Source organism: Actinosynnema sp. NPDC023794, assembly GCF_040639675.1.
GTDB lineage: Bacteria > Actinomycetota > Actinomycetes > Mycobacteriales > Pseudonocardiaceae > Actinosynnema > Actinosynnema luteola.
In genome coordinates this window covers 320,884-346,516 of sequence record NZ_JBFAFR010000002.1, presented here as the reverse complement: position 1 = coordinate 346,516, position 25,633 = coordinate 320,884, and the positions used below count along the sequence as shown (strand labels likewise).

25 protein-coding genes are annotated in these 25,633 nt (G+C 71.8%); 8 read left to right on the top strand and 17 right to left on the bottom strand.

Annotated elements, in window-relative coordinates; all coding sequences use genetic code 11:
- Nucleotides 1-15 precede the first annotated feature (15 nt).
- Both AB0H12_RS06155 and AB0H12_RS06150 read left to right on the top strand, forming a co-directional pair.
- Complete coding sequence (locus AB0H12_RS06155; RefSeq protein WP_499621211.1) at nucleotides 16-543, top strand: YbhB/YbcL family Raf kinase inhibitor-like protein; 528 nt, start codon at nucleotides 16-18, stop codon at nucleotides 541-543.
- A 55-nt stretch (nucleotides 544-598) separates the two neighbouring features.
- Nucleotides 599-1,975 (top strand): mycothione reductase, encoded by a 1,377-nt coding sequence (locus AB0H12_RS06150; RefSeq protein ID WP_499621209.1) that lies wholly within the window; start codon nucleotides 599-601, stop codon nucleotides 1,973-1,975.
- Between the two features lie 131 nt (nucleotides 1,976-2,106).
- On the opposite strand, the gene AB0H12_RS06145 is transcribed toward AB0H12_RS06150, so the two are convergent.
- A complete protein-coding gene (locus AB0H12_RS06145; RefSeq protein WP_499621774.1) occupies nucleotides 2,107-3,321 on the bottom strand; it encodes a CynX/NimT family MFS transporter in 1,215 nt (404 codons plus the stop codon).
- Between the two features lie 125 nt (nucleotides 3,322-3,446).
- On the opposite strand from AB0H12_RS06145, the gene AB0H12_RS06140 reads away from it, so the two are divergent.
- Complete coding sequence (locus tag AB0H12_RS06140; RefSeq protein ID WP_499621208.1) at nucleotides 3,447-4,118, top strand: FadR/GntR family transcriptional regulator; 672 nt, start codon at nucleotides 3,447-3,449, stop codon at nucleotides 4,116-4,118.
- A gap of 306 nt (nucleotides 4,119-4,424) precedes the next feature.
- Here AB0H12_RS06140 and AB0H12_RS06135 read toward each other — a convergent pair whose 3' ends face one another.
- Nucleotides 4,425-5,333 carry a LysR family transcriptional regulator gene (locus AB0H12_RS06135; protein WP_499621207.1) on the bottom strand — a complete coding sequence of 303 codons (909 nt, stop codon included), beginning with the start codon at nucleotides 5,331-5,333 and terminating at the stop codon, nucleotides 4,425-4,427.
- A 73-nt stretch (nucleotides 5,334-5,406) separates the two neighbouring features.
- On the opposite strand from AB0H12_RS06135, the gene AB0H12_RS06130 reads away from it, so the two are divergent.
- Complete coding sequence (locus AB0H12_RS06130; protein WP_499621206.1) at nucleotides 5,407-6,306, top strand: EamA family transporter; 900 nt, start codon at nucleotides 5,407-5,409, stop codon at nucleotides 6,304-6,306.
- Nucleotides 6,307-6,329: 23 nt separating this feature from the next.
- Nucleotides 6,330-7,361: a pentapeptide repeat-containing protein gene (locus AB0H12_RS06125; RefSeq protein ID WP_499621205.1), complete on the top strand. Its 1,032-nt coding sequence runs from the start codon at nucleotides 6,330-6,332 to the stop codon at nucleotides 7,359-7,361.
- 275 nt (nucleotides 7,362-7,636) lie between these two features.
- On the opposite strand, the gene AB0H12_RS06120 is transcribed toward AB0H12_RS06125, so the two are convergent.
- Nucleotides 7,637-9,160, bottom strand: a complete 1,524-nt coding sequence (locus AB0H12_RS06120; protein WP_499621204.1) for a cobyric acid synthase — start codon at nucleotides 9,158-9,160, stop codon at nucleotides 7,637-7,639.
- A 42-nt stretch (nucleotides 9,161-9,202) separates the two neighbouring features.
- On the opposite strand from AB0H12_RS06120, the gene AB0H12_RS06115 reads away from it, so the two are divergent.
- Complete coding sequence (locus AB0H12_RS06115; RefSeq protein WP_499621202.1) at nucleotides 9,203-9,901, top strand: alpha/beta fold hydrolase; 699 nt, start codon at nucleotides 9,203-9,205, stop codon at nucleotides 9,899-9,901.
- Here AB0H12_RS06115 and map read toward each other — a convergent pair.
- From map to dxr, 6 genes are all read right to left on the bottom strand, one after another.
- The gene (gene map / locus AB0H12_RS06110) at nucleotides 9,888-10,745 is read right to left on the bottom strand and encodes a type I methionyl aminopeptidase (RefSeq protein WP_499621199.1); all 858 of its coding nucleotides are present in this window, start codon (nucleotides 10,743-10,745) and stop codon (nucleotides 9,888-9,890) included. The genes AB0H12_RS06115 and map overlap by 14 nt on opposite strands.
- 163 nt (nucleotides 10,746-10,908) lie before the next feature.
- Nucleotides 10,909-12,723 (bottom strand): penicillin-binding transpeptidase domain-containing protein, encoded by a 1,815-nt coding sequence (locus AB0H12_RS06105; protein WP_499621197.1) that lies wholly within the window; start codon nucleotides 12,721-12,723, stop codon nucleotides 10,909-10,911.
- Between the two features lie 45 nt (nucleotides 12,724-12,768).
- Complete coding sequence (locus AB0H12_RS06100; RefSeq protein WP_499621195.1) at nucleotides 12,769-13,623, bottom strand: GNAT family N-acetyltransferase; 855 nt, start codon at nucleotides 13,621-13,623, stop codon at nucleotides 12,769-12,771.
- An 82-nt stretch (nucleotides 13,624-13,705) separates the two neighbouring features.
- Complete coding sequence (gene ispG / locus AB0H12_RS06095; RefSeq protein WP_230567648.1) at nucleotides 13,706-14,863, bottom strand: flavodoxin-dependent (E)-4-hydroxy-3-methylbut-2-enyl-diphosphate synthase; 1,158 nt, start codon at nucleotides 14,861-14,863, stop codon at nucleotides 13,706-13,708.
- Between the two features lie 23 nt (nucleotides 14,864-14,886).
- The gene (locus AB0H12_RS06090) at nucleotides 14,887-16,083 is read right to left on the bottom strand and encodes a M50 family metallopeptidase (RefSeq protein WP_499621193.1); all 1,197 of its coding nucleotides are present in this window, start codon (nucleotides 16,081-16,083) and stop codon (nucleotides 14,887-14,889) included.
- 1 nt (nucleotide 16,084) lies between these two features.
- Nucleotides 16,085-17,305 carry a 1-deoxy-D-xylulose-5-phosphate reductoisomerase gene (gene dxr / locus AB0H12_RS06085; RefSeq protein WP_499621191.1) on the bottom strand — a complete coding sequence of 407 codons (1,221 nt, stop codon included), beginning with the start codon at nucleotides 17,303-17,305 and terminating at the stop codon, nucleotides 16,085-16,087.
- 155 nt (nucleotides 17,306-17,460) lie between these two features.
- On the opposite strand from dxr, the gene AB0H12_RS06080 reads away from it, so the two are divergent.
- Nucleotides 17,461-17,736: a GlsB/YeaQ/YmgE family stress response membrane protein gene (locus tag AB0H12_RS06080; RefSeq protein WP_230567651.1), complete on the top strand. Its 276-nt coding sequence runs from the start codon at nucleotides 17,461-17,463 to the stop codon at nucleotides 17,734-17,736.
- A 73-nt stretch (nucleotides 17,737-17,809) separates the two neighbouring features.
- Here AB0H12_RS06080 and AB0H12_RS06075 read toward each other — a convergent pair whose 3' ends face one another.
- The 6 genes from AB0H12_RS06075 to AB0H12_RS06050 are packed head-to-tail and all read right to left on the bottom strand — an operon-like array spanning nucleotide 17,810 to nucleotide 24,081.
- Nucleotides 17,810-18,460 carry a response regulator gene (locus AB0H12_RS06075; protein WP_499621189.1) on the bottom strand — a complete coding sequence of 217 codons (651 nt, stop codon included), beginning with the start codon at nucleotides 18,458-18,460 and terminating at the stop codon, nucleotides 17,810-17,812.
- Nucleotides 18,461-18,462: 2 nt separating this feature from the next.
- Entirely contained in the window at nucleotides 18,463-20,097 is a 1,635-nt protein-coding gene (locus AB0H12_RS06070; protein ID WP_499621188.1) for a sensor histidine kinase, read from the bottom strand.
- Between the two features lie 40 nt (nucleotides 20,098-20,137).
- The gene (locus tag AB0H12_RS06065; protein WP_499621186.1) at nucleotides 20,138-20,962 is read right to left on the bottom strand and encodes an ABC transporter permease; all 825 of its coding nucleotides are present in this window, start codon (nucleotides 20,960-20,962) and stop codon (nucleotides 20,138-20,140) included.
- Nucleotides 20,959-21,789: an ABC transporter permease gene (locus tag AB0H12_RS06060; protein ID WP_499621185.1), complete on the bottom strand. Its 831-nt coding sequence runs from the start codon at nucleotides 21,787-21,789 to the stop codon at nucleotides 20,959-20,961. Before AB0H12_RS06060 ends, AB0H12_RS06065 begins: the two co-directional genes overlap by 4 nt.
- Nucleotides 21,789-22,940: a polyamine ABC transporter substrate-binding protein gene (locus AB0H12_RS06055; RefSeq protein WP_499621183.1), complete on the bottom strand. Its 1,152-nt coding sequence runs from the start codon at nucleotides 22,938-22,940 to the stop codon at nucleotides 21,789-21,791. Before AB0H12_RS06055 ends, AB0H12_RS06060 begins: the two co-directional genes overlap by 1 nt.
- The gene (locus AB0H12_RS06050) at nucleotides 22,933-24,081 is read right to left on the bottom strand and encodes an ABC transporter ATP-binding protein (RefSeq protein WP_499621181.1); all 1,149 of its coding nucleotides are present in this window, start codon (nucleotides 24,079-24,081) and stop codon (nucleotides 22,933-22,935) included. Before AB0H12_RS06050 ends, AB0H12_RS06055 begins: the two co-directional genes overlap by 8 nt.
- Before the next feature lie 192 nt (nucleotides 24,082-24,273).
- Between AB0H12_RS06050 and AB0H12_RS06045 the strand changes: the two genes are divergently transcribed.
- Complete coding sequence (locus AB0H12_RS06045) at nucleotides 24,274-24,531, top strand: DUF2631 domain-containing protein (protein ID WP_499621180.1); 258 nt, start codon at nucleotides 24,274-24,276, stop codon at nucleotides 24,529-24,531.
- Nucleotides 24,532-24,571: 40 nt separating this feature from the next.
- Here the strand turns inward: AB0H12_RS06045 and AB0H12_RS06040 are convergent, their stop codons facing one another.
- Both AB0H12_RS06040 and AB0H12_RS06035 read right to left on the bottom strand, forming a co-directional pair.
- Nucleotides 24,572-25,300, bottom strand: coding sequence for a hypothetical protein (locus tag AB0H12_RS06040; protein WP_499621178.1), 729 nt, complete (start codon nucleotides 25,298-25,300; stop codon nucleotides 24,572-24,574).
- Nucleotides 25,301-25,348: 48 nt separating this feature from the next.
- Nucleotides 25,349-25,492 carry a hypothetical protein gene (locus AB0H12_RS06035; RefSeq protein ID WP_499621176.1) on the bottom strand — a complete coding sequence of 48 codons (144 nt, stop codon included), beginning with the start codon at nucleotides 25,490-25,492 and terminating at the stop codon, nucleotides 25,349-25,351.
- Nucleotides 25,493-25,633 lie beyond the last annotated feature (141 nt).

Sequence of the window (25,633 nt, the reverse complement as noted above, 5' to 3'; positions counted from 1 at the left end):
CGTGTGGAGGACCTGATGAGCCTCGAACGCCCCGTCGCGCCCGATCCCTACGCGCTGTTGCCGCAGGTGGCGTCGTTCACCCTCAGCTCGACCGACGTGTCCGACGGCCAACCCCTGGCGGAGGCGCAGGTGCACGAGGGCGGCAACACCTCGCCGCAGCTGAGCTGGACCGGGTTCCCGGAGGAGACCAAGAGCTTCGTGGTCACCTGCTTCGACCCGGACGCGCCAACGCCCTCGGGCTTCTGGCACTGGGTCGTGGTGAACCTCCCGGCGTCCGTCACCTCCCTCGACACCGGCGCGGGCGCCTCGGACGACACGCTGCCCGCCGGCGCGTTCCACGTGCGCAGCGACTTCGGCGCCCGCGCGTTCGGCGGGGCCGCCCCGCCGCCCGGCGACCAGGTGCACCGGTACTACTTCGTGGTGCACGCCGTCGACGTCGACAAGTTGGACGTGGACGGCGACGCCTCGCCCGCCGTGGTGAGCTTCAACCTGGCGTTCCACACCCTGGCCCGCGCGATCCTGGTGCCGACCTACGCCCACTGAGCGAGCGGACCCGACCCTGGGAACAAGTGCCTCACGTCGCGGGTTGCAGCACGACGTGAGGCACTTCGACCTGGTCATCATCGGCACCGGTTCCGGCAACTCCATCGCGGACGGGCGGTTCGCCGGCTGGAACATCGCGATCGTCGAGAAGGGCGTGTTCGGCGGCACGTGCCTGAACGTGGGGTGCATCCCCACGAAGATGTTCGTGCACACCGCCGACGTCGCCGCCGCACCCGCCTCGGGCGCGCGGCTCGGCGTCGACGCCCACGTGGACGGCGTGCGGTGGACCGACGTGCGCGACCGGATCTTCGGCCGGATCGACCCCATCTCCGAGGGCGGACGCCACTGGCGGGCCGAGGAGAACGCCAACGTCACCGTCTACGAGGGCACGGCCCGGTTCACCGGTCCCAAGACCCTCGACACGGGCACCGGCGAGGTGATCACCGCGGACCGGTTCGTGCTCGCCGCGGGCAGCAGGCCGGTGGTCCCGGACGTCGCCGACCTCGACTCCGTCGGCTACCACACCAGCGACACGATCATGAGGCTCGACGCCCTGCCCCCTCGCCTCACCATCCTGGGCAGCGGTTTCGTCGCGGCCGAGTTCGCGCACGTGTTCTCGTCCTTCGGCGTGCGGGTGACCGTGGTCGGGCGGTCCGACCTGCTCCTGCGCCACGAGGACCACGAAGTCGCCACCCGGTTCACCGAGACCGCCGCGCAGAAGTGGGACGTGCGGCTCAAGCGCAAGGCGGTGCGGGCCGAACGGGTCGACGGCGTGGTGCGGCTGCACCTGGAGGGCCCGGACGGCGCGGAGGTCGTGGAGTCCGAGGAGCTGCTGGTCGCGGTCGGCCGCACGCCGAACTCGGACCTGCTCGACCTGGCCGCCACCGGCGTCGACGTGCGCCCCGACGGCCGCGTGGTCGTGGACGAGCGCCAGCGCACGTCCGTCGAGGGCATCTACGCGCTGGGCGACGTCAGCTCGGAGTACCAGCTCAAGCACGTGGCCAACCACGAGGCGCGGGTCGTGCAGCACAACCTGCTGCACCCGGACGAGCCGATCTCCTCGGACCACCGGTTCGTGCCGGCGGCCGTCTTCTCGTCGCCGCAGATCGCGTCGGTCGGGTTGACCGAGGAGCAGGCCGTCGAACGCGGCGTGCGCTACGTGAAGGCGTCGCAGGCCTACGCGTCGATCGCGTACGGCTGGGCGATGGAGGACACGACCGGGTTCGCGAAGGTGCTGGCCGACCCCGACACGGGCCTGATCCTGGGCGCGCACGTGATCGGGCCGCAGGCGTCGAGCGTGATCCAGCCGGTGATCCAGGCGATGAGCTTCGGCCTGGACGCGCGCACGATGGCGCGCGGGCAGTACTGGATCCACCCGGCGATGCCGGAGGTCGTCGAGAACGCGCTGCTCAACCTGCCGCTGGCGGACTGACCCCCGCGGCGCGGACGGCAGGACCACGAGACAGGACCACAAGATGGAGACCCGGTCGTACCCCTCGTGCGACCGGGTCTCCGTTCTGTCCGTAACCGACACATCGCGCCGAGAAGACGAGGCGTTATCACCTACACCGTGCGTGGCCGCCCGGCGATCCACCCGAGCCCGGTCAGCACGACCAGCAACCCCACCAGGACCAGCATCGACACCGTCCAGGTGCCCGTCACACCGCGCAGCACCCCGAACGCGAACGGCCCGGCGGCCGAGATCAGGTAGCCGATGCTCTGCGCCATCGCCGAGAGCCGAGCCGTGTCCGCGCCGGTCGACGTGCGCAACGAGATCATCACCAGCGCGAGCGGGAACATGCCCATCCCCACGCCGATCAGCACGACCCACAACCCGGGCGCCGCACCCGGCGCGAGGGCCAGCCCCAGCACGCCCGCCACCGACAGCACGCCCAGCGCCAGCACCAGCCACGACTGCCCGGACCACCGCGCCGCCAACGGGGGCACGATCAAGCTGACCGGCACACCCAGCACCATCGTGATGGCCAGCAGCAGCCCGGCCGTCGTCCGGTCCACCCCCGCGTCGACGAGGATCTGCGGCAACCAGCCCATGACCGTGTAGGCCAGCAGCGACTGGAGCCCGAAGAACACCGTGATCACCCAGGCCAACGGGCTGCGGAACAACGGCCGTCCCACCCTCGCCGGCCGCACACCCGGCCGTGCGGCCAACCCGTGCCGAGCGCCCGCCAGCCACACCAGCAGCGCCGCCGCCGACAGGAACGCCCAGGCGCCGACCGCCAGGCGCCACGACCCGAACGCCGACTCCAGCCCCGGTGTGAACGCCGCGCCCACCGCCGCGCCGGCCGCCAACGCGGCCGTGTAGACGCCGGTCACCAGGCCGACCCGGCCCGGGAACGACTCCTTCACCACCACCGGGATCAGCACGTTGCACACCGCGATGCCCGCGCACGCCACGAACGTGCCGCCGAGCACCGCCGCCGGGCCGTCCACCACCCGCAACACCAAGCCGACGGTCAGCACCGACAACGACAGCGCGACCGCGCGGGCCATCCCGAACCGCCGCCCCAACCAGGGCGCGAGGAACGCGGCGAACCCGAAGCACAGCGTCGGCACGGCGGTCAGCAGGCTCGTCCACGCGGTCGACACGCCGAGCGACGCGCGCACGTCGCCGAGCACGGAGGCCAGGCTCGTCACGGCCGGGCGGAGGTTCGCGGCGGCCAGCGCTACGCCGATCGCCAACAGGGTGCTGCCGACCAGGGCAACTTGGCGGCTCCGACGCCCCTCACCCACGGCAGTGCGGCCAGGATGGTCGGCGATCGTCGCATTGGCATCGCCATCGGTGGCAATGTGGGCAGTCGACGGTGACCAGTCTGGCCGGGTCTGCTGGATTGGCACCGGATTACTATCGCAGACATGGGATGTTCGGATGAAAGGATGACGCTGTGCCGTTGGCCACTACTCGGCGGGCCGGGCTCGTCGACCAGGTGATCGACCAGATGAGGGGAGCGATCGCCGCCGGTGAATGGCCGGTCGGCCGCCGCATCCCACCGGAACCGGAGCTGGTCACCGCCCTGGGCGTGGGTCGCAACACCGTGCGGGAGGCGGTGCGCGCGTTGTCGCACGCCGGGCTGCTGGAGGTGCGCCAAGGCGACGGCACGTTCGTCCGCGCGACCAGCGAGATCTCCGGCGCGGTCCGCCGGATGTGCGGCAGCGAGCTGCGCGAGGTGCTGCAGGTGCGCCGGACGCTGGAGGTGGAGGGCGCCCGCCTGGCCGCGACCCACCGCACCGACGAGGAGGTCCGCAAGCTCGAGGAGCTGCTGGCCGAGCGGGACGCCGCACTGGCCGCGAAGGAGTGGGCCCGGCTGGTGGAGCGGGACACCGCGTTCCACGTGATGCTCGTGCAGTGCTCGCACAACACCCTGCTGGCCGAGCTGTACCAGGGCCTGACCGAGGCGGTCCGGGCCAGCATCACGGCCACCGTGGAAACCGACCACGAGGACGACCACGTGTCGCACACCGGACTGCTCGACGCGGTCCGCGACCGTGACGCGACCCGTGCCGCGGCGGAGGCGGGAGGCTTCCTGGAGGAGTTGCTGGAGCGGCACAAGGACTGAGCCGCGGTCCGCGACCGAGGCAGCCGAGGCCATCACGCCGTTGCGGGGTCGAGGTCCCGCAGGTTGACGACGACCTGCGGGCGGGTCTCACCGGCGTGCGCCCTCCTGGGGCGCGCCAGGCCGGCAAGGGCTTTCACGACGGGGCGGAGACCTCCCACGGCGGCGGATTTCCGCAGGAGGCCTCCTGGTGAATGGCTTGACCGGGCCCAGACCCACTACCCCCGACGACCCACTTCGATAGTCGTCGCAATTGCGCCCACCGCAACCGTGGGATGCCCGATCGTTATCTGTTGCCCGACGCGGGCGTCAAGCGGTCTCCCGCTGCTCCCAGCAGTCCCGCAACGCCGCCAGGGTCGCGGTCACGGCGGGACGGCGGCCGGCCTGCGTGCGCCACACCGCGAACACCCGACGCGTCGGCGTCGGCCGGAACGGCACCGCGCGCACCGAGTCCGGCAACGCGCCGCGGCCGAGCCGGGGCAGCAGCGCCACGCCGATCCCCTTGGCCAGCAACGCCAACTGCGTCTCGTACTCGGCGATCCGGTAGGCCAGGTCGGGTTCCATGCCCGCGCCGCGGAAGGTGTTCACCAGCCAGTCGTGGCAGATCGTGCCCTCCGGCTGGCAGATCCACCGCTCGCCCGCCAAGTCCTCCGGCACCACGGACTCCCGCTCCGCCAACGGGTGCGCGACGGGCAGCAGCACGTCGGCGACGTCCTCGCCGAGCCGCGCCCGCGACACCGGCTCGGGCACGGCCAGCGGCGCGTTCACCCAGTCGTGCGTGACGGCCAGGTCCAGCTCGCCGCGCGCCACCGCCTCCAGGCAGTCCGGCGGGTCGAGTTCGACCAGGCGCACGTCCAGCTGCGGGTGTCGTTCGGCCAGCCGCACCAACGCCGCCGGCAGCAGGCCGCGCGCGGCGGTGGCGAACGCGCCGACCCGCAACTCGCCGACGGCCGCGCCGCGCTGCTCCTCCAACGCCACCTCGGCGTGCTCGACCAGCGCGAGCACCTGCCCGGCGGTGGCCGACAGCAGGTGGGCCGCGTCGGTCAGCGCGACGCCGCGGCCACGGCGTTCCAGCAGCGTGGTGCGCGTCTCCCGTTCCAGCTTGGCGATCTGCTGCGACACAGCCGACGGCGTGTAGCCCAACGCCGTGGCCGCCGCGCCGACCGAGCCGTGCTGCGCCACCGCGTGCAGGGCGCGGAGCCGTCCGAGATCCAGCATGTAGCAATACTAAACTGAAACCTTCAGCACTCGTCGCTAGTCCTAAACGATGACAGCGCTGAGACTCGGGGGTGTGAAACCACGCCACGTCGCTGTCGCGGTGCTCGTCGCCACCATCTGGGGGATCAACTTCGTCGTCATCAAGGTGGGCCTGCGCGACTTCCCGCCGTTGTTCTTCTCCGCGCTGCGGTTCCTGGCCGCCGCCGTGCCCGCGCTGTGGTTCGTGGGCCGGCCCAAGGTGGCGTGGAAGTGGGTCGTCGCGGTCGCGTTGGCGCTCGGCGTAGCCAAGTTCGGGTTGGTGTTCGTCGGCATGGCGGCCGGGATGCCCGCCGGGTTGTCGTCCTTGGTGTTGCAGAGCCAGGTGTTCTTCACCGTGCTGTTCGCGGCCGTGCTGCTGCGGGAACGGCCGCGGCCCGTGCAGCTGCTGGGGATGGGCGTGGCTGCGGCGGGGATCGTGGTGATCGCGTTCGACTACGGGGTCGGCAGCCCGATCTCGGCTTTCCTGCTGGTGGTCCTCGGCGCGGTGGCGTGGGGCCTGGCCAACGTCGCCACCCGCTACGCCCGGCCGCCGGACCCGATCAACTTCATCGTGTGGGTCAGCGCGTTGGCGGTGCTGCCCCTGCTCGGGTTGTCGCTGGTCTTCGAGGGCCCGGCCGCGGATCTGGCCGCGTTGCGCGGGATGGACTGGACCGGTGTCGGCGCGATCCTGTTCATCGCGTGGGTGTCGACGCTGCTCGGCTTCGGGCTGTGGAACCTGCTGCTGCGGACCTACGAGGCGAGCGCCGTCGTGCCGTTCGCGCTGCTGGTGCCGGTGGCGGGGATGTTGTCCGGCTGGTTGCTGCTGGACGAGACGATCACGGCGGTCCGCCTCGGCGCGGCGGCGCTGGTGATCATCGGCATGGCGGCCACGACGGTGAAGCGGCGTGCGCCCCGCGTGCCCGGACCGGTGCTCGTCGGGTCAGCCGCCCGGTAAGTGCGGTGGTACCGCCCGCATCGGTGATTGACGACCTGCCGGCGTTCCGCTGGGCTGGAGGCGTGGAGCACCGCGTGCTGTCGGCCAGGACGATCGTGCTCTGGGCGGTCGGGCTCGGTGTGGTGGCGGTGGGGTCCGTGGTGGTCCTGCTGGTCACGCTGGGGTCCGGCGAGCCGCAGGACGGGGTCCGCCTGGACGTCGTCCGCACGGCGTCCAGCATCGTGCTCGGCACGGGCGGCGCGGCGGCGTTGCTGCTCACGGCGCGCCGCCAGCGCTACGCGGAGCTGGACCTCGTGCAGAAGGACCACGACGCGACCGAGCGCCGCGTCACCGAGCTGTACGGCAAGGCCGCCGACCAGCTCGGCAGCGACAAGGCGCCGGTGCGGCTGGCCGGGCTGTACGCGCTGGAGCGGTTGGCGCAGGGCAACCCCGCGCACCGGCAGACGATCGTGAACCTGATCTGCGCCTACCTGCGGATGCCGTTCACCCCGCCGCCGGAGGTCCGGGCCAGGACGCGGATCGGGCCGCGCGACGCGCACCGGTTCCAGGAGCTGGAGGTCCGGCAGACCGCGACCGCGCTGCCGGCGGCCCACCTGCGACCGGACGCGCCCGAGGTGTTCTGGGCCGACATCACGCTCGACCTGTCCAACGCCACGCTGGTCAAGCCCACCCTGACCCTCGCCCGGGTCAAGTCCGCGTCGTTCGCCGGCACCACGTTCGTCGGCCCGGCGGCGTTCCGCGGCACCGAGTTCACCGGCACGGCCGACTTCCGCGACACGCGCTTCCCCGACCTGGCCGACTTCCGGCGGGTCACGTTCGGCGACTCCGTGTTCCGGGGCGCGGTGTTCGAGGGTCGCACGGACTTCGGCGTGCGCACGACGGCCAAGCTGACCGACGCCCGGACGCGGACCGGTGACGTGCGGCGGAAGTGGCCGGCGGGTGGGTGGAGCGGGCCGCCGAACCCGGCTGGGCCGAGCTCGTGCCCCTCGACAAACCCGCTTGACCCGAACGGGCGACGTATCCCCCGGCCCGCCCCCGGTACCTTCACTGTGTGACTACCCGTGAGCGGAGGTGTGACGTGTGCGCCGTCTTCCGCCCGTCCCTCCGCGTGACCGCGGACATCTAATCAAGCGTCCACTCGGACCGCCCTGATTCCCTCACGCACGGATGCGACCGCACGGCCCACGACGGGTCCAGGCGGGCTGGTCCGCCCGGCTTGCCGGTCGGGCAGCCGCCCGCCGCCGTCGCCGAGCCGGTCGTCCGCACGACTCCGCCCACCGGTGGCACAACCGCGCGACTTGTCGGTCGCGCGCACCGCGGTCGGATGCCGTCAGGTGACAGGTGGAGCACCCGCGGGAGGGATGACCGGAAGTCCCGGTGGCGCGCCCTTCTCCAACAACGCCCACACCGCGTCGGTGTCGAGGTGGTCGGCGACCAGGTCGCCGAGCAGGTCGAGCTGCGCGGACCGCCGTCCGGCGAAGTCCACGTCCGGCGCGGGGGTGAATCCTTGCCGGCCCGCGTGGCCGGCGGCCCAGCGCAGGAGCGCGCGGCGGAAGCCGTCGTTCTCCAGCAACCCGTGCCAGTGCGTGCCGGCGACCCGGCCGCGCAGCGCGCCCTCCGGCGTGCCGTCCGGCAGGGTGACCAGCCCTTCCTCGGCGTTGCGGGTGACCACGCCGTGGTGGATCTCGTAGCCCGTCACGGGTTCGCCGAACGCGTCGCCGTGCGGCGTGCCCAGCGTCTTGTCCGGCTCGAACCGCACGTCCACGTCGAGCAGGCCCAGCCCCGCCACCGCGCCCGCGCGCGACTCCACCGCGTCCTCGATCGTCCGGCCGAGCATCTGGAACCCGCCGCAGATGCCGAGCACCGGACCGTCGTGCGCGGCGATCGCGTCGGCCAGGCCGGTGGCGCGCAGCCACCGCAGGTCGTCCACCGTCGCCTTCGACCCCGGCACCACCACCAGATCCGCGTCGGCCAGCCGGGACGGCTCGGTGACGAACCGCACCGACACGCCCGGCTCGCACGCCAGGGCCTCCACGTCCGTGGCGTTCGAGATCCGCGGCAACCGCACCACGGCCACCCGCAGCCACTGGTCGCCGCGCGGCGGCTCGGGCCGGCCGATCACGCCGTCCGCCGCGTAGGACAGGGAGTCCTCCGCGTCCAGCCACAGCTCCTCCCGCCACGGGAGCACGCCGAGCACCGGACGTCCGGTGAGGGCGTTCAGCTGCCGCAGGCCCGGTTCGAGCAACGCCGGGTCGCCGCGGAACTTGTTCACCACGAACCCGGCGACCAGCGCCTGGTCGGCCGGGTCGAGCAGGGCCACCGTGCCGAACAGGTGCGCGAACACCCCGCCCCGGTCGATGTCGCCGACCACGAGCACCGGCAGGTCCGCGGCCCGCGCCAAGCCCATGTTCGCGATGTCGTTCGCCCTGAGGTTGATCTCGGCGGGCGAGCCCGCGCCCTCGCAGACGACCACCTCGAAATCGTCGCGCAGGCCGTCCAGCGTGGTCAGGACCGTGGCGAACAGCTCGGCCTTGCGCTCGCGGTAGGACAACGCGGACACCTCGCCGACCGCCCGGCCCAGCACCACGACCTGCGAGCTGCGGTCCCCGCCCGGCTTGAGCAGCACCGGGTTGAACCGCACGCTCGGCGCCAGCCCGCACGCGGCGGCCTGCACCGCCTGCGCGCGGCCGATCTCGCCGCCGTCGGCCGTCACGACCGAGTTGTTGGACATGTTCTGGGCCTTGAACGGGGCCGTCCTCACCCCCTGCCGGGTGAGCCACCTGCACAGACCCGCCGCCAGCACGCTCTTCCCCGCGTCCGACGTGGTGCCGGCCACCAGCAACGCACTGCGCACAATGTCCCCTCGTTGTCGGTCCGGGCTGACATCATCCACGGCATGGTCGACGTCCCCCCAACCGCGGTCCTGGTGCACAGCCCCTACCTCGGGCCCGCGAGCATGCGCCCGCTCGCCGACGCGCTGGCCGAACTCGGTCACCCCGTGGTGCTGCTCGACCTGCGGGTGACGGTCAACGCCGCGCCCGTCCACCAGCGGCTGCTCGGCGTGTTCGCCGACGCCGTGGAGGACTCCCTGGTCGAGGGCGACCTGGTGCTCGTGGGGCACAGCGGCGCCGGTCCGCTGCTGCCCGCGTTCGCCGACGCCCTGGAGACGCCCGTGCGGGGGCTGGTGTTCCTCGACGCCGACCTGCCCACGCCGGGCCGGAGCTGGCGTGACGACGCGCCCGCCGAGCGGATGGCGCACCTGAAGACCATCGCGCGGGACGGGCTGATGCCGCGCTGGGACCTGTGGTTCGCGCCCGAGGTGCTGTCGGCGATGGTGCCGGACGTGCGGCTGCTGGAGGAGATCGTGGCCGAGGCGCCCGAGGTGCCGCTGGCGTTCCTGAAGGAGCCCCGGCCCACCGTGGCGTGGACCGGGCCGTGCTCGTACGTGAAGCTCAGCCCCGCCTACGACGCCGCCGCCTCGGCGGCACGTGAGCTCGGCTGGCCCGTGGTGGAGCTGGACAGCCACCACCTCGGCGCGGTGACGTCACCCCACGAGGTGGCGGAGACCCTGGTGCCGCTGCTCAGCAGACGGTGAGGACCTCCGCGCCGTCCGCGGTGACCACGATGGTGTGCTCGAACTGGGCGGTCCAGCTCTTGTCGCGGGTGGTGACCGTCCAGCCGTCGTCCCACAGGTCGTGCTCGATGCCGCCGAGGGTGATCATCGGCTCGATGGTGAACGTCATGCCCTCTTCGATCACCGTGGGCACGTGCGGCGCGTCGTAGTGCAGCACGACCAGGCCGCTGTGGAAGGTGCGGCCGATGCCGTGCCCCGTGAAGTCGCGCACCACGCCGTAGCCGAAGCGGTTGGCGTAGGACTCGATGACGCGGCCGACCACGTTGAGCTGCCGTCCCGGCTTGACCGCCTTGATGGCGCGCATGGTGGCCTCGTGCGTGCGTTCGACCAGGAGGCGGGCCTCCTCGCTCACGTCGCCGGCGAGGAAGGTGGCGTTCGTGTCGCCGTGCACGCCGCCGATGTAGGCGGTGACGTCGACGTTGACGATGTCACCGTCCTCGACCACGGTCGTGTCGGGGATGCCGTGGCAGATGACCTCGTTCAGCGAGGTGCAGCAGGACTTGGGGAAACCGCGGTACCCGAGCGTGGACGGGTACGCGCCGTTGTCGCACAGGAACTCGTGCGCGACGGCGTCGATCTCGTCGGTGGTCACGCCGGGCACGATCACCTTGCCCGCCTCCTGCAACGCCTGCGCCGCCAGTCTGCCCGCGACGCGCATCGCCTCGATCACCTCGGGCGGCTGCACCCAGGGATCGGTGTTGCGCTTGGGTTCGGGTCGGTCGACGTACTCGGGCCGCTCGATCTGGGCGGGCACCGGACGGCGCGGGGACAGCACACCTGGCTGGAGGACGGCACGCACGGACATGCCCTCCAGATTACGGCTCAGCGTGACGGGGCATGCGCCACGTGTCCGTTACGCCGTCGGTTCGACCGTTCCGGGCGAGGCGATCGGCAGCCCCATCTGGTCGGCGGCGGTCAGGAGTGGCTTGTCGTAGGCCACGAACGCGTCGAGGTCCGTGTTGGGCCGTTCAGCCCAACGCGGCCAGGAAGCGGGCTGTGGCGTCGACTGCCGGCGCGGAGCTGTTGGTGCCCAGGAGCAGGGTCGCGAACGCGATGTCGCCGCGGTAGCCGACGAACCAGCCGTGCGAGTTCGTGCCGTCGCCGAACTGCGCCGTGCCCGTCTTGCCCCGCACGTCCCCGTACGGCTTGAGCTGCGGCGCGGTGCCGGTTTCGACCACTTCCCGCATCATCGCCCGCAACGGCTCCAGCACGGCGGGCGTCGGCGGGGTCGGGGTGTGGTCCACCTTCGTCTCCCGGCCCTTCAGCAGCGTGGGCACCGGCATCTTGCCCGTCGCCGTCGTCGCCGCCACCAGGGCCATGCCGAACGGGCTGGCCAGCAGCTTGCCCTGGCCGAAGCCGTCCTCCGCCCGCTCCACCACGTCGGTGGCCGGCGGCACGGAGCCGGTGATCGTGGTGATCGCCGGGATCTCGAAGTCGACCCCGAGGCCGAACGAGTCCGCCGCCTTGGTCAGCGCGTCCGGCGCCATCCCGGCCGCGAGCTGCGCGAACGTCGTGTTGCACGAGAACGCGAACGCCGAGTGCAGCGGGATCGTGCCCTTGTCGAACTCGTGGTCGTTCGGCACGATCCGGCGACCGTCGATCACCGCCTTGCCCGGGCACGGCAGCGGGCTGTCCGCCGTCGCCTGCCCGGACGACAGGGCCGCCGCCGCCGTCACGATCTTGAACGTCGACCCCGGCGGGTAACGGCCGGTCAGCGCCATCGGGCCCTCCGCGTCGGCGGGGTCGTTCTGCGCCACCGCCAGGATGTCGCCGGTCGACGCCTGCAGCGCCACGAGCATCGCGGCCTGCGGCACGGGCTCCAGCGCGTCCTCCGCCGCCACCTGCACGTTCCGGCTCAACGCGGTCGAGATCGCCTGCGCCGGCTCCGGCGCCTGCTCGTGCAGCGTCTCCACCTCGTCACCGGCCGCGTTCACCGTGTAGACGCGCAGCCCGGCCTTGCCCGCGATCTCCTCCTCCACCGCCTTGCGCACGGCGGGCAGCACCTGCGAGCCGAACGTGCGCGACGGCGCCAGCAGGCTCGTCTGCGTGGTGAACCGCACCCCCGGCAGCTCGTAGATCGCGGGCTTCACGGTCCGGTAGTCCGCGTCCCGCAGCGCCGCCACCTGGTAGCCCTGCCCGGCGGGCACCTTCGACACCCCGTCCGTGATCGCCGACTGGGTGATCGAGGGGTCGATCGGCGTCAGCGCCGCGGCCAGCGCACCGGCCACCGCGTTGACGTCGCCGGCCTCCTGGGCGTTGAGCAGGATCGACACGACCTGCTCCGGCGCGAGCAGGGGCGTGCCGTCCCGGTCGAGCACGGGCGCCAGCGCGGGCTTCACCTCGGCCACGCCGAGCGACTGCTGCACCGCGAGCTTCGGGTGCACGACGGACGGCGCCCAGTGCACCTTCCAGTCGTCCTCCTCGCGCCGCAGGTCGAACTTCGTCTGGTAGCTCCACGCGTGGTCGTGCCCGAGGTCCCAGTCCAGCTGCGCGGTCGCGTCGGCGGTGGTCGACTCGCCCGCCGAGCGCACCTGCTCGACCTTGGTGGTCAGCCCCTCGGGCTTGAGCACCTCGCGGACCTTGCCCAGCACGTCCTTCGCGCCGCCCGGGTCGTCGGTCAGGCCGGCCGCGCCGTCGACGTCGCCGGCGGCGAGCTTGGCCAGGAAATCGCCCGCCACCTGGTCCGGACCGGGACGGGACGAGAACAGGCCGCAGCCGCTGACGAGCAGCAGGACCACCCCGGGAAGGACCAAGCGGGACAGGGACGGCTTGCGCGCGATCACGGCGCCGAGTATGCCCGGTGCGGCCGACCGCACGCCGCGACGGTCTCAGAACAGCACGGTCGCGTACTGGCCGACCTGGGAGAACCCGATCTTGCGGTACGCCGCCTTGGCCACGTCGTTGTAGGAGTTCACGTACAGCGACGCGGTCCGGCCCAGGGCCCTGACCAGGTGTTCGGCCACCGCCGCGGTGCCCGCCGCGCCGATGCCGTGCCCACGGCGGTCCGGCCGCACCCACACGCCCTGGATCTGGCCGACCTGCGCCGACATGGCCCCGATCTCGGCCTTGAACACCACGTCGCCGCCCTCGAACCGGGCGAACGCCCGCCCGCCCGCGATCAGCTCGGCCACCCGCGCCCGGTAGGACACGCCGCCGTCCTCGGCGCACGGGTCGACGCCGACCTCCTCGATGAACATGGCGATCGCGGCGGGCAGGTACCGGTCGAGCTCGTCCGGCCGGACCTGCCGCACGAGCGGGTCCAGCGGGATCGACGGGCTGCCGCCCAACGCCATCAACGGCTGGTCGGCGCGCACCTCGCGGGCCGGTCCCCAGTCCGGGGACAGCTCCTCCCACAGGCCGAGCACCTGCTCGGCGGGCCCGACCAGCGACGAGCACATGCGGCCCCGGCGGCGGGCGCGGTCGGCGAAGCTGCGCAGCGCCTGCGTGTTGCCGCGCAGCGGGATGAGGTTCGGACCGGCGAAGCACAGCGCGTCGACCCGGCCGCCGCGCAGCGACCGCTGGTCGTACGCCCACACCTCGCCGCCGAGCCGCCACGGGTCGAGACCCGCGACCTCGACCCGTGCGGCGACCATGCAGGACGCCACCGGGTCGGCCGCGAGCACGGCGAGGACCTCGGTCAGGTCCCGCTCGTCGAGCAAGCGCGCGCCAGCCAACCTCAGCACGCCGTCAAGCCTGCCAGATCGACCGCGTTACCCGCGCGTCCGCCACCCGCTCAGCCGACTGCCGGCCCACTCCCGGCCGCCCTCAGCCGACCGTGACGACCGGTTCGCCGCCCTCGGCGGTCTCGCCCATCTCCTCGGCGATCCGCATCGCCTCTTCGATCAGCGTCTCCACGATCTGGTGCTCCGGCACGGTCTTGACGACCTTGCCCTTCACGAAGATCTGGCCCTTGCCGTTGCCCGAGGCGACACCGAGGTCGGCCTCGCGCGCCTCACCGGGCCCGTTCACCACGCAGCCCATCACGGCGACCCGCAGCGGCACTTCCATGCCCTCCAGACCGGCCGTGACCTGCTCCGCCAACGTGTAGACGTCGACCTGGGCGCGACCGCAGGACGGGCACGACACGATCTCCAGCTTGCGCGGGCGCAGGTTGAGCGACTGGAGGATCTGGTGCCCGACCTTCACCTCCTCGACCGGGGGAGCCGACAGCGAGACGCGGATCGTGTCGCCGATGCCCTGCCGCAACAACGCGCCGAAGGCCACCGCCGACTTGATCGTGCCCTGGAACGCCGGGCCCGCCTCCGTCACACCCAGGTGCAACGGGTAGTCGCACTGCTCGGCCAGCAGCTCGTACGCCCGGATCATCACCACCGGGTCGTTGTGCTTCACCGAGATCTTCAAGTCGTGGAAGTCGTGCTCGGCGAACAACGACGCCTCCCACAGCGCCGACTCCGCCAGCGCCTCCGGCGTCGCCTTCCCGTACTTCGCCATCAACCGCGGGTCCAACGACCCCGCGTTCACGCCGATGCGGATCGGCGTGCCGTGGTCCCGGGCCGCCGCCGCGATCTCCTTGACCTTGTCGTCGAACTTCTTGATGTTCCCGGGGTTCACCCGCACCGCAGCGCACCCGGCCTCGATCGCCGCGAACACGTACTTCGGCTGGAAGTGGATGTCCGCGATCACCGGGATCTGCGACTTCTTCGCGATCGCCGCCAGCGCGTCCGCGTCGTCCTGCGACGGGCACGCCACCCGCACGATGTCGCAGCCCGCCGCCGTCAGCTCCGCGATCTGCTGGAGCGTGGCGTTCACGTCCGCCGTCACCGTCGTCGTCATGGACTGCACCGAGACGGGGAACTCACTGCCGACACCGACCGAACCCACCATGAGCTGGCGGGTCTTGCGCCGCTCCGACAACACCGGAGGAGGCATCGCCGGCAGGCCGAGCATGACGCCGTCACTCATGAACTACGCACCTCTCACTGTGATCACTGGAAGAGCTTGATCGGGTTGACGATGTCCGCGGTGATCGTCAGCAACGTGACCGATCCGCCGACGAAGATCACGAAGTAGGTCAGCGGCAACAGTCGCAGGTAGTTGACCGGTGCGCCATCCGGAAGGCCGCGCAGCTTTCGGATCCAGTTTCGCACCCGTTCGTACAGGTTGACGGCGATGTGACCACCGTCAAGCGGCAGCAGCGGCAGGAGGTTGAACACACCCACGAAGAAGTTCAGCCCCGCCAGCATCAGCCAGAACAGCTGCCACAGGCCCCGGTCGACCGCCTCGCCGCCGAGCCTGCTCGCGCCGACCACGCTGACCGGGCTGTCGATGTCGCGCTCGCCGCCGCCGATGGCCTCGATCACGGCCGGGATCTTCTTCGGGAAGTTGATCAGACCGCGCCAGGTGTTCTCGAACATCGTGCCGGTGAACTGGGTCGCGCCGCCGATCGCGGTGAACGCGTTGTACTCGAAGTTGCGCTGCTGGATGACGCCGATCGCGCCGACCTGCTCCTTGTAGCGCGTGCCGTCCTTGCGCTCCATCTCGCGCTCGACGCGGGCGACGTCGGCGGTGAGGGTCAGCTCTTCGCCGTCGCGGAGCACCTTGAACTCCGTCGTGCCGGTCCGCTCCCGCGTCTTCGTCAGCACGTCGGCCCAGGTGGGCGTGGCCGCGCCCGCCACAGCCACGATCTCGTCGCCCGCCTGGAAGCCCGCGTCCTTGGCCGGCGACGGCGCGCCGGGCGCGCACTCGGCGTCGGTGCTGCTCTGCACGCACGGCGCGACCTCGGCAATGAGCGCGCTGTCACGCAGGTTCGGGATGCCCATGGTGAAGGCCATGAAGTACAGGATGATGAAGCCCACGATGAAGTGGGTGATGGAGCCTGCGGACAGGACCACCACGCGCTTCCAGGTCTTCTGCTTGTTGAAGGCGCGGTGCCGGTCCTCCGGCGCGACCTCCTCCAGCGCGGTCATGCCGGTGATCTCGCAGAAGCCGCCCGCCGGGATGGCCTTGAGGCCGTACTCGGTCTCACCGCGGCGGAAGGACCAGATCTTCGGCCCGAACCCGATGAAGTACCGGGTCACCTTCATCCCGAACATCTTCGCGGTGGCCAGGTGGCCGAGCTCGTGCAGCGCGATCGAGATGCCGATGAGCAGGGCGAACAGCAGAATGCCCAGGAAAACGAGCACGTCAGTCCCTTCCAGACCCCACCGAAGTGGCCACGAGTTCCCGCGCCCGCGCCCGGGCCCATTGCTCCGCCGCGAGGACTTCGTCGACGTCGACCGGCTCGTGCGCCCAGCCGTCCGCCTCCGCGAGCACTCCCGCCACAGTGTCCACGATGGAGGTGAACGAGGTGCCGCCGCCGAGGAAGACCGCGACCGCTTCCTCGTTCGCCGCGTTGTAGACCGCGGGCAGGCAGCCACCGCCGGAGCCCGCCTGCCTGGCCAGCCTCACCGCCGGGAACGTCTCGTCGTCCAGCGGCTCGAACGTCCACGCCGTCGCCACGTCGAAAGTACACGCGGCGGCGGCGCCGGGGATCCGGTCGGGCCAGCCCAGCGCCAGCGCGATCGGCAGCTTCATGTCCGGCGGGCTGGCCTGGGCGAGCGTGGAGCCGTCGGTGAAGGTGACCATCGAGTGCACGACCGACTGCGGGTGCACGACCACGTCGATGCGGTCGTAGGGCACGCCGAACAGCAGCTGCGCCTCGATCAGCTCCAGGCCCTTGTTGACCAGGGTGGACGAGTTGACGGTGATGACCGGCCCCATCGACCACGTGGGGTGCGCCATGGCCTCACGCGCGGTGACGTCGGCGAGGTCGGCGCGGGTGCGACCGCGGAACGGGCCGCCCGAGGCGGTGAGGACGAGCTTGGCCACCTCGTCGGGCCGTCCGCCGCGCAGGCACTGGGCCAGCGCGGAGTGCTCGGAGTCGACCGGCACGATCTGGCCCGGCTCGGCCGCCTTGAGCACGAGCGGACCGCCCGCGATCAGCGATTCCTTGTTGGCCAGGGCGAGCGTCGCGCCCGCCTTGAGCGCGTGCAGCGTCGGCGCCAGGCCGATCGAGCCGGTGATGCCGTTGAGCACCACGTCGGCGGGGGTGGAGTCGACCAGGTCGGTCATCGCGGTCGGGCCGGCCAGGATGCGCGGCAGCTTGAACGCGCCCCGCGCGTAGCCCCGCTTCTGCGCCTCGGCGTAGAGGGCGAGCGTGACGTCCTCGACCGCGGTGGCCCGGGCGACGGCCACGGCCTGGACCCCGAACTCGACGGCCTGCGCGGCGAGGGCGGCCGGGTCCGCACCGCCGGCGGCCAGTCCGACCACGGAGAACCGGTCGCGGTTGGCGGCGATGACGTCGAGGGCCTGGGTGCCGACCGACCCGGTCGACCCGAGTACCAGGACCGTGCGTGGTGTGCTCATCACCGCCCATTGTTCCCGAGCCGACCTGATGGCCCGCACAGCGGTACTTGGATAACGGAACGGTAACGAGGGCGTGGTATCACTCGAACGTGGGCATTCCTCGACCAAGCGCCCCGACGGATCCCCCGTCGCGGCCATCAGGAAGGAGAGCCCCCGTGGGCATCTTGGGTTGGATCGTCCTCGGCCTCATCGCGGGTGCCATCGCCAAGGCCATCATGCCAGGTCGGGACCCCGGCGGCATCATCATCACGATGCTGCTCGGCATTGTCGGCGCCATCATCGGTGGTTTCGTCGGCCAGGCCATCTTCGGGACCAACATCAACACGTTCTTCGACCTGAGCACCTGGCTGCTCGCCATCCTCGGCTCGCTGATCGTGCTGGGCGTGTACCGCATGGTGACCGGCAACCGCGGCAACCGTGCTCGGGCATGACGACGCTCGGAGCAGATAACCACTCGGGGTGTGCCCCGTCGGGAAGCCGACGGGGCACACCCCTGCGCGCGGCTCAGTTCGCCAGGCCCGCGTCGCGCGCCAGCAACGCCGCCTGCACCCGGTTCGTGAGCCCGAGCTTGGCCAGCAGCCTGCTCACGTAGGTCTTCACAGTCGCCTCGCTCATGTGCAGCCGCTGCCCGACGTCGGCGTTGGACATCCCGAGCCCGAGCAGGGCCAGCACCTCGACCTCGCGTTCGGTCAGCCCCTCGACCTGGCGCATCGCCTCCTGCCGGCGGGGCTGACCCACCTGCGCGACCATGCCCACCACCCGGCTCGTCACCATGGGTGACAGATAGGCCTCGCCCGAGTGAACGGCGCGCACGGCGCGCAGCAGCTCTTCCGGGGCGGAGTCCTTCAGCAGGAACCCGGCGGCGCCGTCGGACAGCGCGCGGACGATGTTGTCGTCCTCGCCGAACGTGGTGAGCATCACCACCCGCACCGAGGGCGCGACGGTCCGCAGCTCGCGTGCCGCGGCCAGCCCGTCCATGCGGGGCATCCGGATGTCGAGCACGGCGACGTCCACCCGCCGTTCCAGGGCGATGCGGACCGCTTCCCGCCCGTCACCGGCCTCGGCGACCAGTTCGATGTCGTCGGCGGTGCCGAGGATGGCCTTGATGCCCGCGCGCATCAGCGGCTCGTCGTCGGCGATGAGGACCCGGATCACTGTCACAACTCCTGCAAGTGGGTGTTCTTCTCGACCAGCGTGCCGTCGGCGAAGCAGAACCGCACGATCTTGGTCGCTCGCGAGGAGTAGGTCTGCACGTCGGCCACGCGGTACTCGCACCGCGTTCCGGCGGGCTCGGGATCGGCGTCGGAGTTGATGTCGCCCAGCGGCGGCTCGGCCCCGCCCGGCAGCTTGGCCATCACCTCCGCCTCCGACTGCCCGACCGACACCGAGTCGTACAACTCCTCGGACACCACCTTGGTGACGGGCTGTGACCCGATCCACGTGTAGCCGCCGACGACCACCAGCACCACGATCCCGGCCAGCACGATCGAACCGACGCCCGCCCACTTGCGGATGCCGGTGGGCTTCGCGGGTTCGGGCCGCTCCTCGTCGGACGGCTCGTCGCCCGCCGCGGCGGTGTCCTCGTACGGCAGCACGGCCGCGATGCGGAACCCGCCGGTGGGCAGCTCGCCCACGTGCAGCATGCCGCCCGCCAGCCGCACCCGCTCGCCGAGCCCGATCAGCCCGAAGCCGCCGCCGCTGGGCAGCTTCGCCCGAGGCGGGTTGTTGCGCACCTCCACCACCAGCGCGTCCGGCTCGTACTTCACGGTCACCTGCACGCTCGCGCCCGGCGCGTGCTTGTTCGCGTTGGTCAGGCCCTCCTGGGCGATGCGGTACGCGGCGTGGCTGACCTTCGCGGGCAGCGGCACGGGCTGGCCGCCGCGGACCAGGCTGACCCGCACGCCGGCCCGCCGCGCGCCGTCGACCAGCTCGTCGATCGCATCGACCGTCCGGCGCACCTGGTCCTCTTCGGGCTCCTCGTCGCGCCGCAGCACGCCGATGACGCCGCGCAGCTCCTCCATCGCGGTGAGGGCCGCGCTGCGCAGCACCTGCACGGCCTCGCGCTGGCGTTCGCCGAGTCCGGTGTCCAGGGCCAGCGCGCCCGCGTGCACGGAGATGAGGCTGAGCCGGTGGCCGAGGCTGTCGTGCATGTCCTGCGCGATCCGGTTGCGCTCGCGCAGCCGCACCTGGCGCGACACCATCCGCCGCTCGCGCACCACCCGTTCCTCGCGTTCCTGCAACGCCGCGACCAGCGCGTTGCGCTGCGCGACGTACCGGCCGACCAGGAACGGCAGCGCCACGACCATGCAGTAGACGGTCAGCATCACCCACTGGCCGAACGGCCCGGACAGGCCGGGCGCGGACACGCCCCAGGCGAACATGTGCAGGGCGAGCGCGAGGACGGCGGTGAGCAGCGAGCGCTGCCACGGCGCGATCCGGTAGCCGGCGGCGTAGGAGAGCATCACCACCAGCGCGACGCCGCCGTGCTCGGAGCTGAAGACGACCCACGTGACCGCCAGCAGGGCCAGCGCGGGGAACAGCAGCCTCGACAGGTAGATCACCACGTACCCGACGCCCAGCGCGATCAGCGTCCAGCCGGACAGCCGCGAGTTGCCCGAGACCAAGCCGGGGAACACGTCCAGGCCGAGGAACACGACGATGGCCAGCACCTCGCGCCCCACGCGCCAGGGCGTGACCTGCCCGAGGCGTTCGGCGTGGGCGCGCAGGAACGCGGCGGGCGCCTCCCGGAGATCCGGCAGGGCGGGCCGGAGCCGCTGAACGACAGACGTCACAGGGGACCACGGTAAAGAACGAGCCGTCGGACGGCCGCGTTCATTGGTCTCGACCGTCTCCGACGAAAGTTGACGCAGGTGACGCGCGGCGGGCCCGCCAGGCGACCACGAGCACGCCGGCGATCAGCAGCGCCGCGCTCACCGCCACCATCACCGTCGACAGCGCGACGATCTCCGGCGACACGCCGCGGCGGCCGGCCTGGGCGTACACGAACACCGGCAGCGTGGTCGAGCCGACACCCGTCAGGTAGCTGGACGTCACCACGTCGTCGAACGACAGCAGGAACGCGAACGCCGCACCCGCCGCCACCGCGGGCGCGACCAGCGGCAACGTGACCGTGCGGAACGCCACCAGCGGGCCGGCGCCGAGGTCGGCGGCGGCCTCTTCGAGCCGGTGGTCCATGCCCGCCACCCGCGACCGCACCACGACCACCACGAAGCTCAGCGAGAACGCGACGTGCGCGGCCAGCAGTGCGCCGAACCCGAGCGGGATGCCCGCGAGCTTCACGCAGAACCCGAGCAGTGCCACCCCCAGCACCACCTCGGGCACCACCAGCGGCAGGCTCAACAGGACCGTCCACGCGCCCCGGCCGGGGAACGCCCGCCGCAGGCCGAACGCGGCCAACGTGCCGACCGCCGTGGCGACGACGGCGCTCGTGACCGCCAGCCGCAGGCTCAGCCCGAGCGCGTCGAGCACCCGAGAATCGCCGAACAGCGCCACGTACCAGCGGACCGACAGCCCGGTGAGGCGGCTGAGCGACCGCGAGTCGTTGAACGACACCAGCGCCAGCCACGCGATCGGCGCGTAGAGGAACGCGAACACCAGCGCGGCGACACCGCCCAGCGCCCACGGGCGGCGGTTCACAGCACGTCCTCCCCTCGCCGGCCGCGCGCCACCAGCACGACCAGCAGCAACACCGCCATCGCCGACCCGAGCGGCCAGTTGTTGCCGCCGCGGAACTGGTCGTCGATCACGCTGCCGAACGTCGACTGGCCCACGCCGCCGAGCAGCTTCGGCGTGACGAAGTCACCGGCCGACGGCACGAAGACCAGCAACGACCCGGCCAGCACGCCCGGGAACACGCCCGGCAGGACCACGCGGAAGAACGTCGACGCCCGCGCGTGCCCCAGGTCGTACGACGCCTCCACCAGCCGGTGGTCGAACCGCTCGCACGCCACGTACAGGGGCAGCACCATGAACGGCAGGAAGCCGTACGTCAGCCCCACCACCACCGCGCCGTGCGTCAGCAGGAACCCGCCGTCCCGGCCCAGCCCCACGGCGCCCAGCAGCCGGTTGACCAGCCCCTCGCCGTCCAGCAGCGCCTTCCACGCGTAGATCCGGGCCAGGTAGCTCGACCAGAACGGCACCAGCACCGCCACCAGCAGCGCGGTCCGGTGCCGCCCGGCGTGCCGGGCGATGAACCAGGCCAGCGGGAAGCCCAGGAGCAGGCACAACGCCGTCGTCACGCCCGCGTACGCCAGCGTGCGGCCGAAGATCGGCAGGAACGCCGGGTCCAGCGCCGTCGCGTAGGCCCGCAGCGTCCACGGCAGCACGGCCCGCGCCACCCCCGTGTCGCGGGTGGCGAAGCTGAACTGCACCACCAGCGCCAGCGGCGCGATCAGGAACAGGCCGAGCCACACCCCGGTCGGCGCGAGCAGACCGGTGGCGACCAGCCACCGCGGCCGGGCCATCAGCCGGTCTTGACCCTGGTCCACGCGTCGGCGTAGCGGGCCTCCACGTCCGCGCCGAGGTCCTTGGTGAACGGCAGCTTGGCCAGCTGCTCGTCCGACGGGTAGACCAGCGGGTCGTCCAGCAGCTCCGGCTCGATCATGGGCTTCGCGGCCTCGTTCGGGCTGCCGTAGCGGATGGCGTTGGCCAGCGCCGCGCCGACCGACGGCTCCAGCACGTAGTCGATGAACCGGTGCGCGTTCTCCGCGTGCGGCGCGTCCTTGGGCACGCACAGCAGGTCGACGTAGGACAGGCCGCCCTCGACCGGGATCGCGTAGGCCAGGTCGTCGTTCCCGTCGCGGGCCTGGAAGGCGTCACCGGAGTACGCCTGCGCCAGCGGCGTCTGGCCCGAGGTCAGCGGCTCGATCACGTCCGAGGTGATCTGGCCGAGCTTCCCCTTCAGCTCCAGCAGCACCTCGACCGCCTCGGCGATCTGCCCGGCGTCGGTGGTGTTCGGGTCGTGGCCGAGCTTGAGCAGGCCGAGCGCCAGCGCGTCGCGCGCCTCGTCCAGGATCGTGGCGCGGCCCTGCGCGGCGGCCAGGTCGTAGGCCGAGAACCCGGTCACGTCGCCGAGCTGCGACTTCGAGTACGCCAGGCCGGTCGTGCCCCAGGCCCACGGGACGGAGTAGGCGTTGCCCGGGTCGTAGTCGGCCTCGGTGAACCGCTTGCCGAGGTTCGCCAGGTTCGGCAGCAGGTCGTGGTCCAGCGGCGAGAGCAGCCCGGAGCGCAGGAAGCGGCGCAGGAAGTTGTCGCTGGGCACCACCAGGTCGTACCCGGCCGCGCCGGAGGCGATCTTGGCCTCCATCTCGTCGTTGGAGCTGAAGTTGTCGTAGGTGACCTCGATGCCCGAGGCGTCCTTGAAGCCGGACAACGTGTCGGGCGCGATGTAGTCGGTCCAGTTGTAGAAGTTGAGCTTCGGCTCGTCGACCGCGTTGCCCGCTTTCGCGCTCGACGTGGGCGCGCCGCTCGTGCCGGTCGGAGGCGCGTCGCCGACGCCGCACGCCCCGGTCGCGGCGAGGGCGAAGAACGCCGTCGACCGCAGCACGGTCCGGCGGGTCACCTTCGCGTCCGCGGGGTCCCAGAGTCGGGCGATCCGCAGTGTCCGCTCAGTCATCGGCGCTCCCCAGCAACACGGTGAAGTCGGGGTCCCAGGCCATCCGCACGGCCTGCCCCGGCGAGCCCGCGTCGGCGACGCGGCGGGTGTTCTGCACGAACGCGACCAGCTCCCCGCCGCCCGGCACATCCACCACGTACTGCGTGGACACGCCCGCGTAGACGACGTCGCGGACCGTGCCGGTGAGCACGCACCAGCCCGTCGGCGGTTCGTCGGCGAGGTCGTGCAGGTGCACTTTCTCCGGGCGCACGGTCGCCGCGACCGGTTGCCCGTGGCGGACCCGGTGGCCGTTCAGCGGCGCCCGGAGGCCGGTGACGCCCGGCGCCTCGAGCACGACCCAGCGACCGTCCACACCGGACACCCGGGCGTCGAGGATGTTGGACGTGCCGATGAAACCGGCGACGAACCGGGTGGCCGGGCGCTCGTAGACGTCCTCCGGGTAGCCGACCTGCGCCACCCGGCCCGCGTTCATCACGGCGACGCGGTGGGAAAGCACCAGCGCCTCCTCCTGGTCGTGCGTGACGTAGAGGAACGTGGTGCCGACCTCGCGCTGGATGCGCATCAGCTCGATCTGCAGCTCCTTGCGCAGCACCGCGTCCAACGCGCCGAGGGGCTCGTCCAGCAACAACAGCCGGGGCCCGGCCGCGAGCGCGCGGGCGATGGCGACGCGCTGCTGCTGGCCGCCGGAGAGCTGCGCGGGCCGCCGCTTCGCGTACCGCTCCAACCGGACCAGCTCCAGGTGTTCCCCGACGACCTGCTCCAGCCGCGCGCCGCGCACGCCCTTGCGCTTGGCGCCGTAGGCGACGTTGTCCCACACCGACATGTGCGGGAACAGCGCGTACGACTGGAAGACCGTGTTCACGTCGCGCCGGTAGGGCGGCACGCCGACCACGTCCACGCCGTCCAGCTCGATCCGGCCCGCGGTCGGGTCCTCGAACCCGGCGATCATGCGCAGCAACGTCGTCTTGCCGCAGCCGGACGGGCCGAGGACGGAGAAGAACTCGCCTTCGTGGATCCGCAACGTGACGTCGTCCACCGCGGTCTGGTCGGAGAAGCGCTTGGTGACGGCGCGCAGGCCGACTTCGACCGGCGCGAAGGTGTCCGGCGTGCGGCCCTCGGCCGGGTGGAACCGTTCGGTCAACCTCGTCGCCCTTCTGGGCGACTGCGCGCCCGTTCCGGCCTGGCGGGGTGCGATGCGAACACGCGGCGAACACGCGCGAGGGCCGAGGGTAGACGTCACGGCGGTGCCGCGCACCTCACGTCTCGCCTGGCGCGCGGGTGTGCGACGATGACGCCGTTGGTGAACGTGATCGGGCAGGAAGGTCGTGCGGCTGTGTCTTCGTCCTCGGAACTGGACAAGCGTCCGGCGGTCGACCCCCACGACGAGCCGTCGGCCGAGTGGGGTTGGCACGGCACCTTCCCCAAGGGCATCAAGATCGCGGGCTGGCTCTCCACCCTGGCGGTCTTCTCCCTGCTGATCGGCAACCACCACGGCCAGACCGAAAACCTCTGGGTGGTCCTCACGGGCCTCACCATGGCCGCCCTGCTGATCTGGGACCAGGTCCGCAGCCGCACCTCCTGGCGCCGCTAGCCCACCCGAGACCGGCCCCTCATCCGGGCCCGGTCGGCTGCTACGCCCCGCCGAGGTTGCGGACGTAGGCAGGCGCCAGCGCGCGAACCCGCTCGGCCTCCAGGTCGCCGGCGAGTGCTTCGACCGCCATGAGGACGCCGGGCGTGCCCGCGGCACCGAACTGCTTCCGCAACAACTCCAGGCCGTCGATCGCGACCTGCCCGACCCGGGGATCGCGGATCACAGCCGCGAACGAAGCGGCGACGACCTTGGGCGGGACCGACATCATGATCCGCAACACGTCGGCCGCATCCTTGTTCACGAGACGGCCCGGACGGCTGCGGGCCGCGTCATCGAGGCGGTCCTTGGCCTTGAACGCCTTCGACACCAGAAGTGCCACCGGGCCCGCGACGGCGACTTCCACCGCGCGGGTGTCGTCCGGGTCGAGGCTCTTCACCAGCATCGGCGAGCGATCGATCACGGCGACTTCGATCCCCGGCACCTTCTTCGCCGACATCCTGCCGTGCGGCGGAATCCTGGCGGCGCGACCACCCGTCGTCAGGGAGCTACCGGCGAGGATGTCCAGCTCGACCTCGACTTCGCGTTCCCCCACGACTTCGGACCGGACCCACAGACCGGGTTGGCTCGCGTAGCGGAGCCTGAACCCGGCCGCGCTCAACGCCTCGTCCACCAGCGGCTCGTCCCCGAGGGCCGCGGGGTCGAGGGCGAGGTCGCCGTCCGAGGTGAACGCCGCGCTCTGGAGCGCCGCGTTCGTCGTGCGCAGGTACACCGCCTGAGCACCGATCACAGTGATCGCGGACCGGTGCGCGGCGAGCGCCTACGGTCGCACGTCCACCAGCGCATCGACACCGCCACGTTCCGCGGTGTCGGTGCGCGGCACCAGCTCCCAGGTCGGCCCGAGCAGGTCGGCGAGCTGCTCGACACCGCTGCGCAGTAGCTGCTCTTCACCTGGCTCGGCCACAGCGTCCACCGCGCCACACTGTCACAGCCGAGCAACGAGAGCCAAGCAAACTTTCCCCGGGGTCCACTTTCTTGCCTGAGGAAAATTGGCTCACCAGGAAAGTTTCTGCCTCGACCCAAGTTTCGCGACCAAGGAAAGCAC

What these genes read in the sequence shown, in the direction of transcription:
- AB0H12_RS06155 (WP_499621211.1), top strand. Translation starts at nt 16, where the DNA reads ATGAGCCTCGAACGCCCCGTCGCGCCCGATCCCTACGCGCTGTTGCCG.
- AB0H12_RS06055 (WP_499621183.1), bottom strand. Translation starts at nt 22,940, where the DNA reads ATGACTGAGCGGACACTGCGGATCGCCCGACTCTGGGACCCCGCGGAC.
- ispG (WP_230567648.1), bottom strand. Translation starts at nt 14,863, where the DNA reads ATGAGTGACGGCGTCATGCTCGGCCTGCCGGCGATGCCTCCTCCGGTG.
- AB0H12_RS06115 (WP_499621202.1), top strand. Translation starts at nt 9,203, where the DNA reads ATGGTCGACGTCCCCCCAACCGCGGTCCTGGTGCACAGCCCCTACCTC.
- AB0H12_RS06135 (WP_499621207.1), bottom strand. Translation starts at nt 5,333, where the DNA reads ATGCTGGATCTCGGACGGCTCCGCGCCCTGCACGCGGTGGCGCAGCAC.
- map (WP_499621199.1), bottom strand. Translation starts at nt 10,745, where the DNA reads ATGTCCGTGCGTGCCGTCCTCCAGCCAGGTGTGCTGTCCCCGCGCCGT.
- dxr (WP_499621191.1), bottom strand. Translation starts at nt 17,305, where the DNA reads ATGAGCACACCACGCACGGTCCTGGTACTCGGGTCGACCGGGTCGGTC.
- AB0H12_RS06060 (WP_499621185.1), bottom strand. Translation starts at nt 21,789, where the DNA reads ATGGCCCGGCCGCGGTGGCTGGTCGCCACCGGTCTGCTCGCGCCGACC.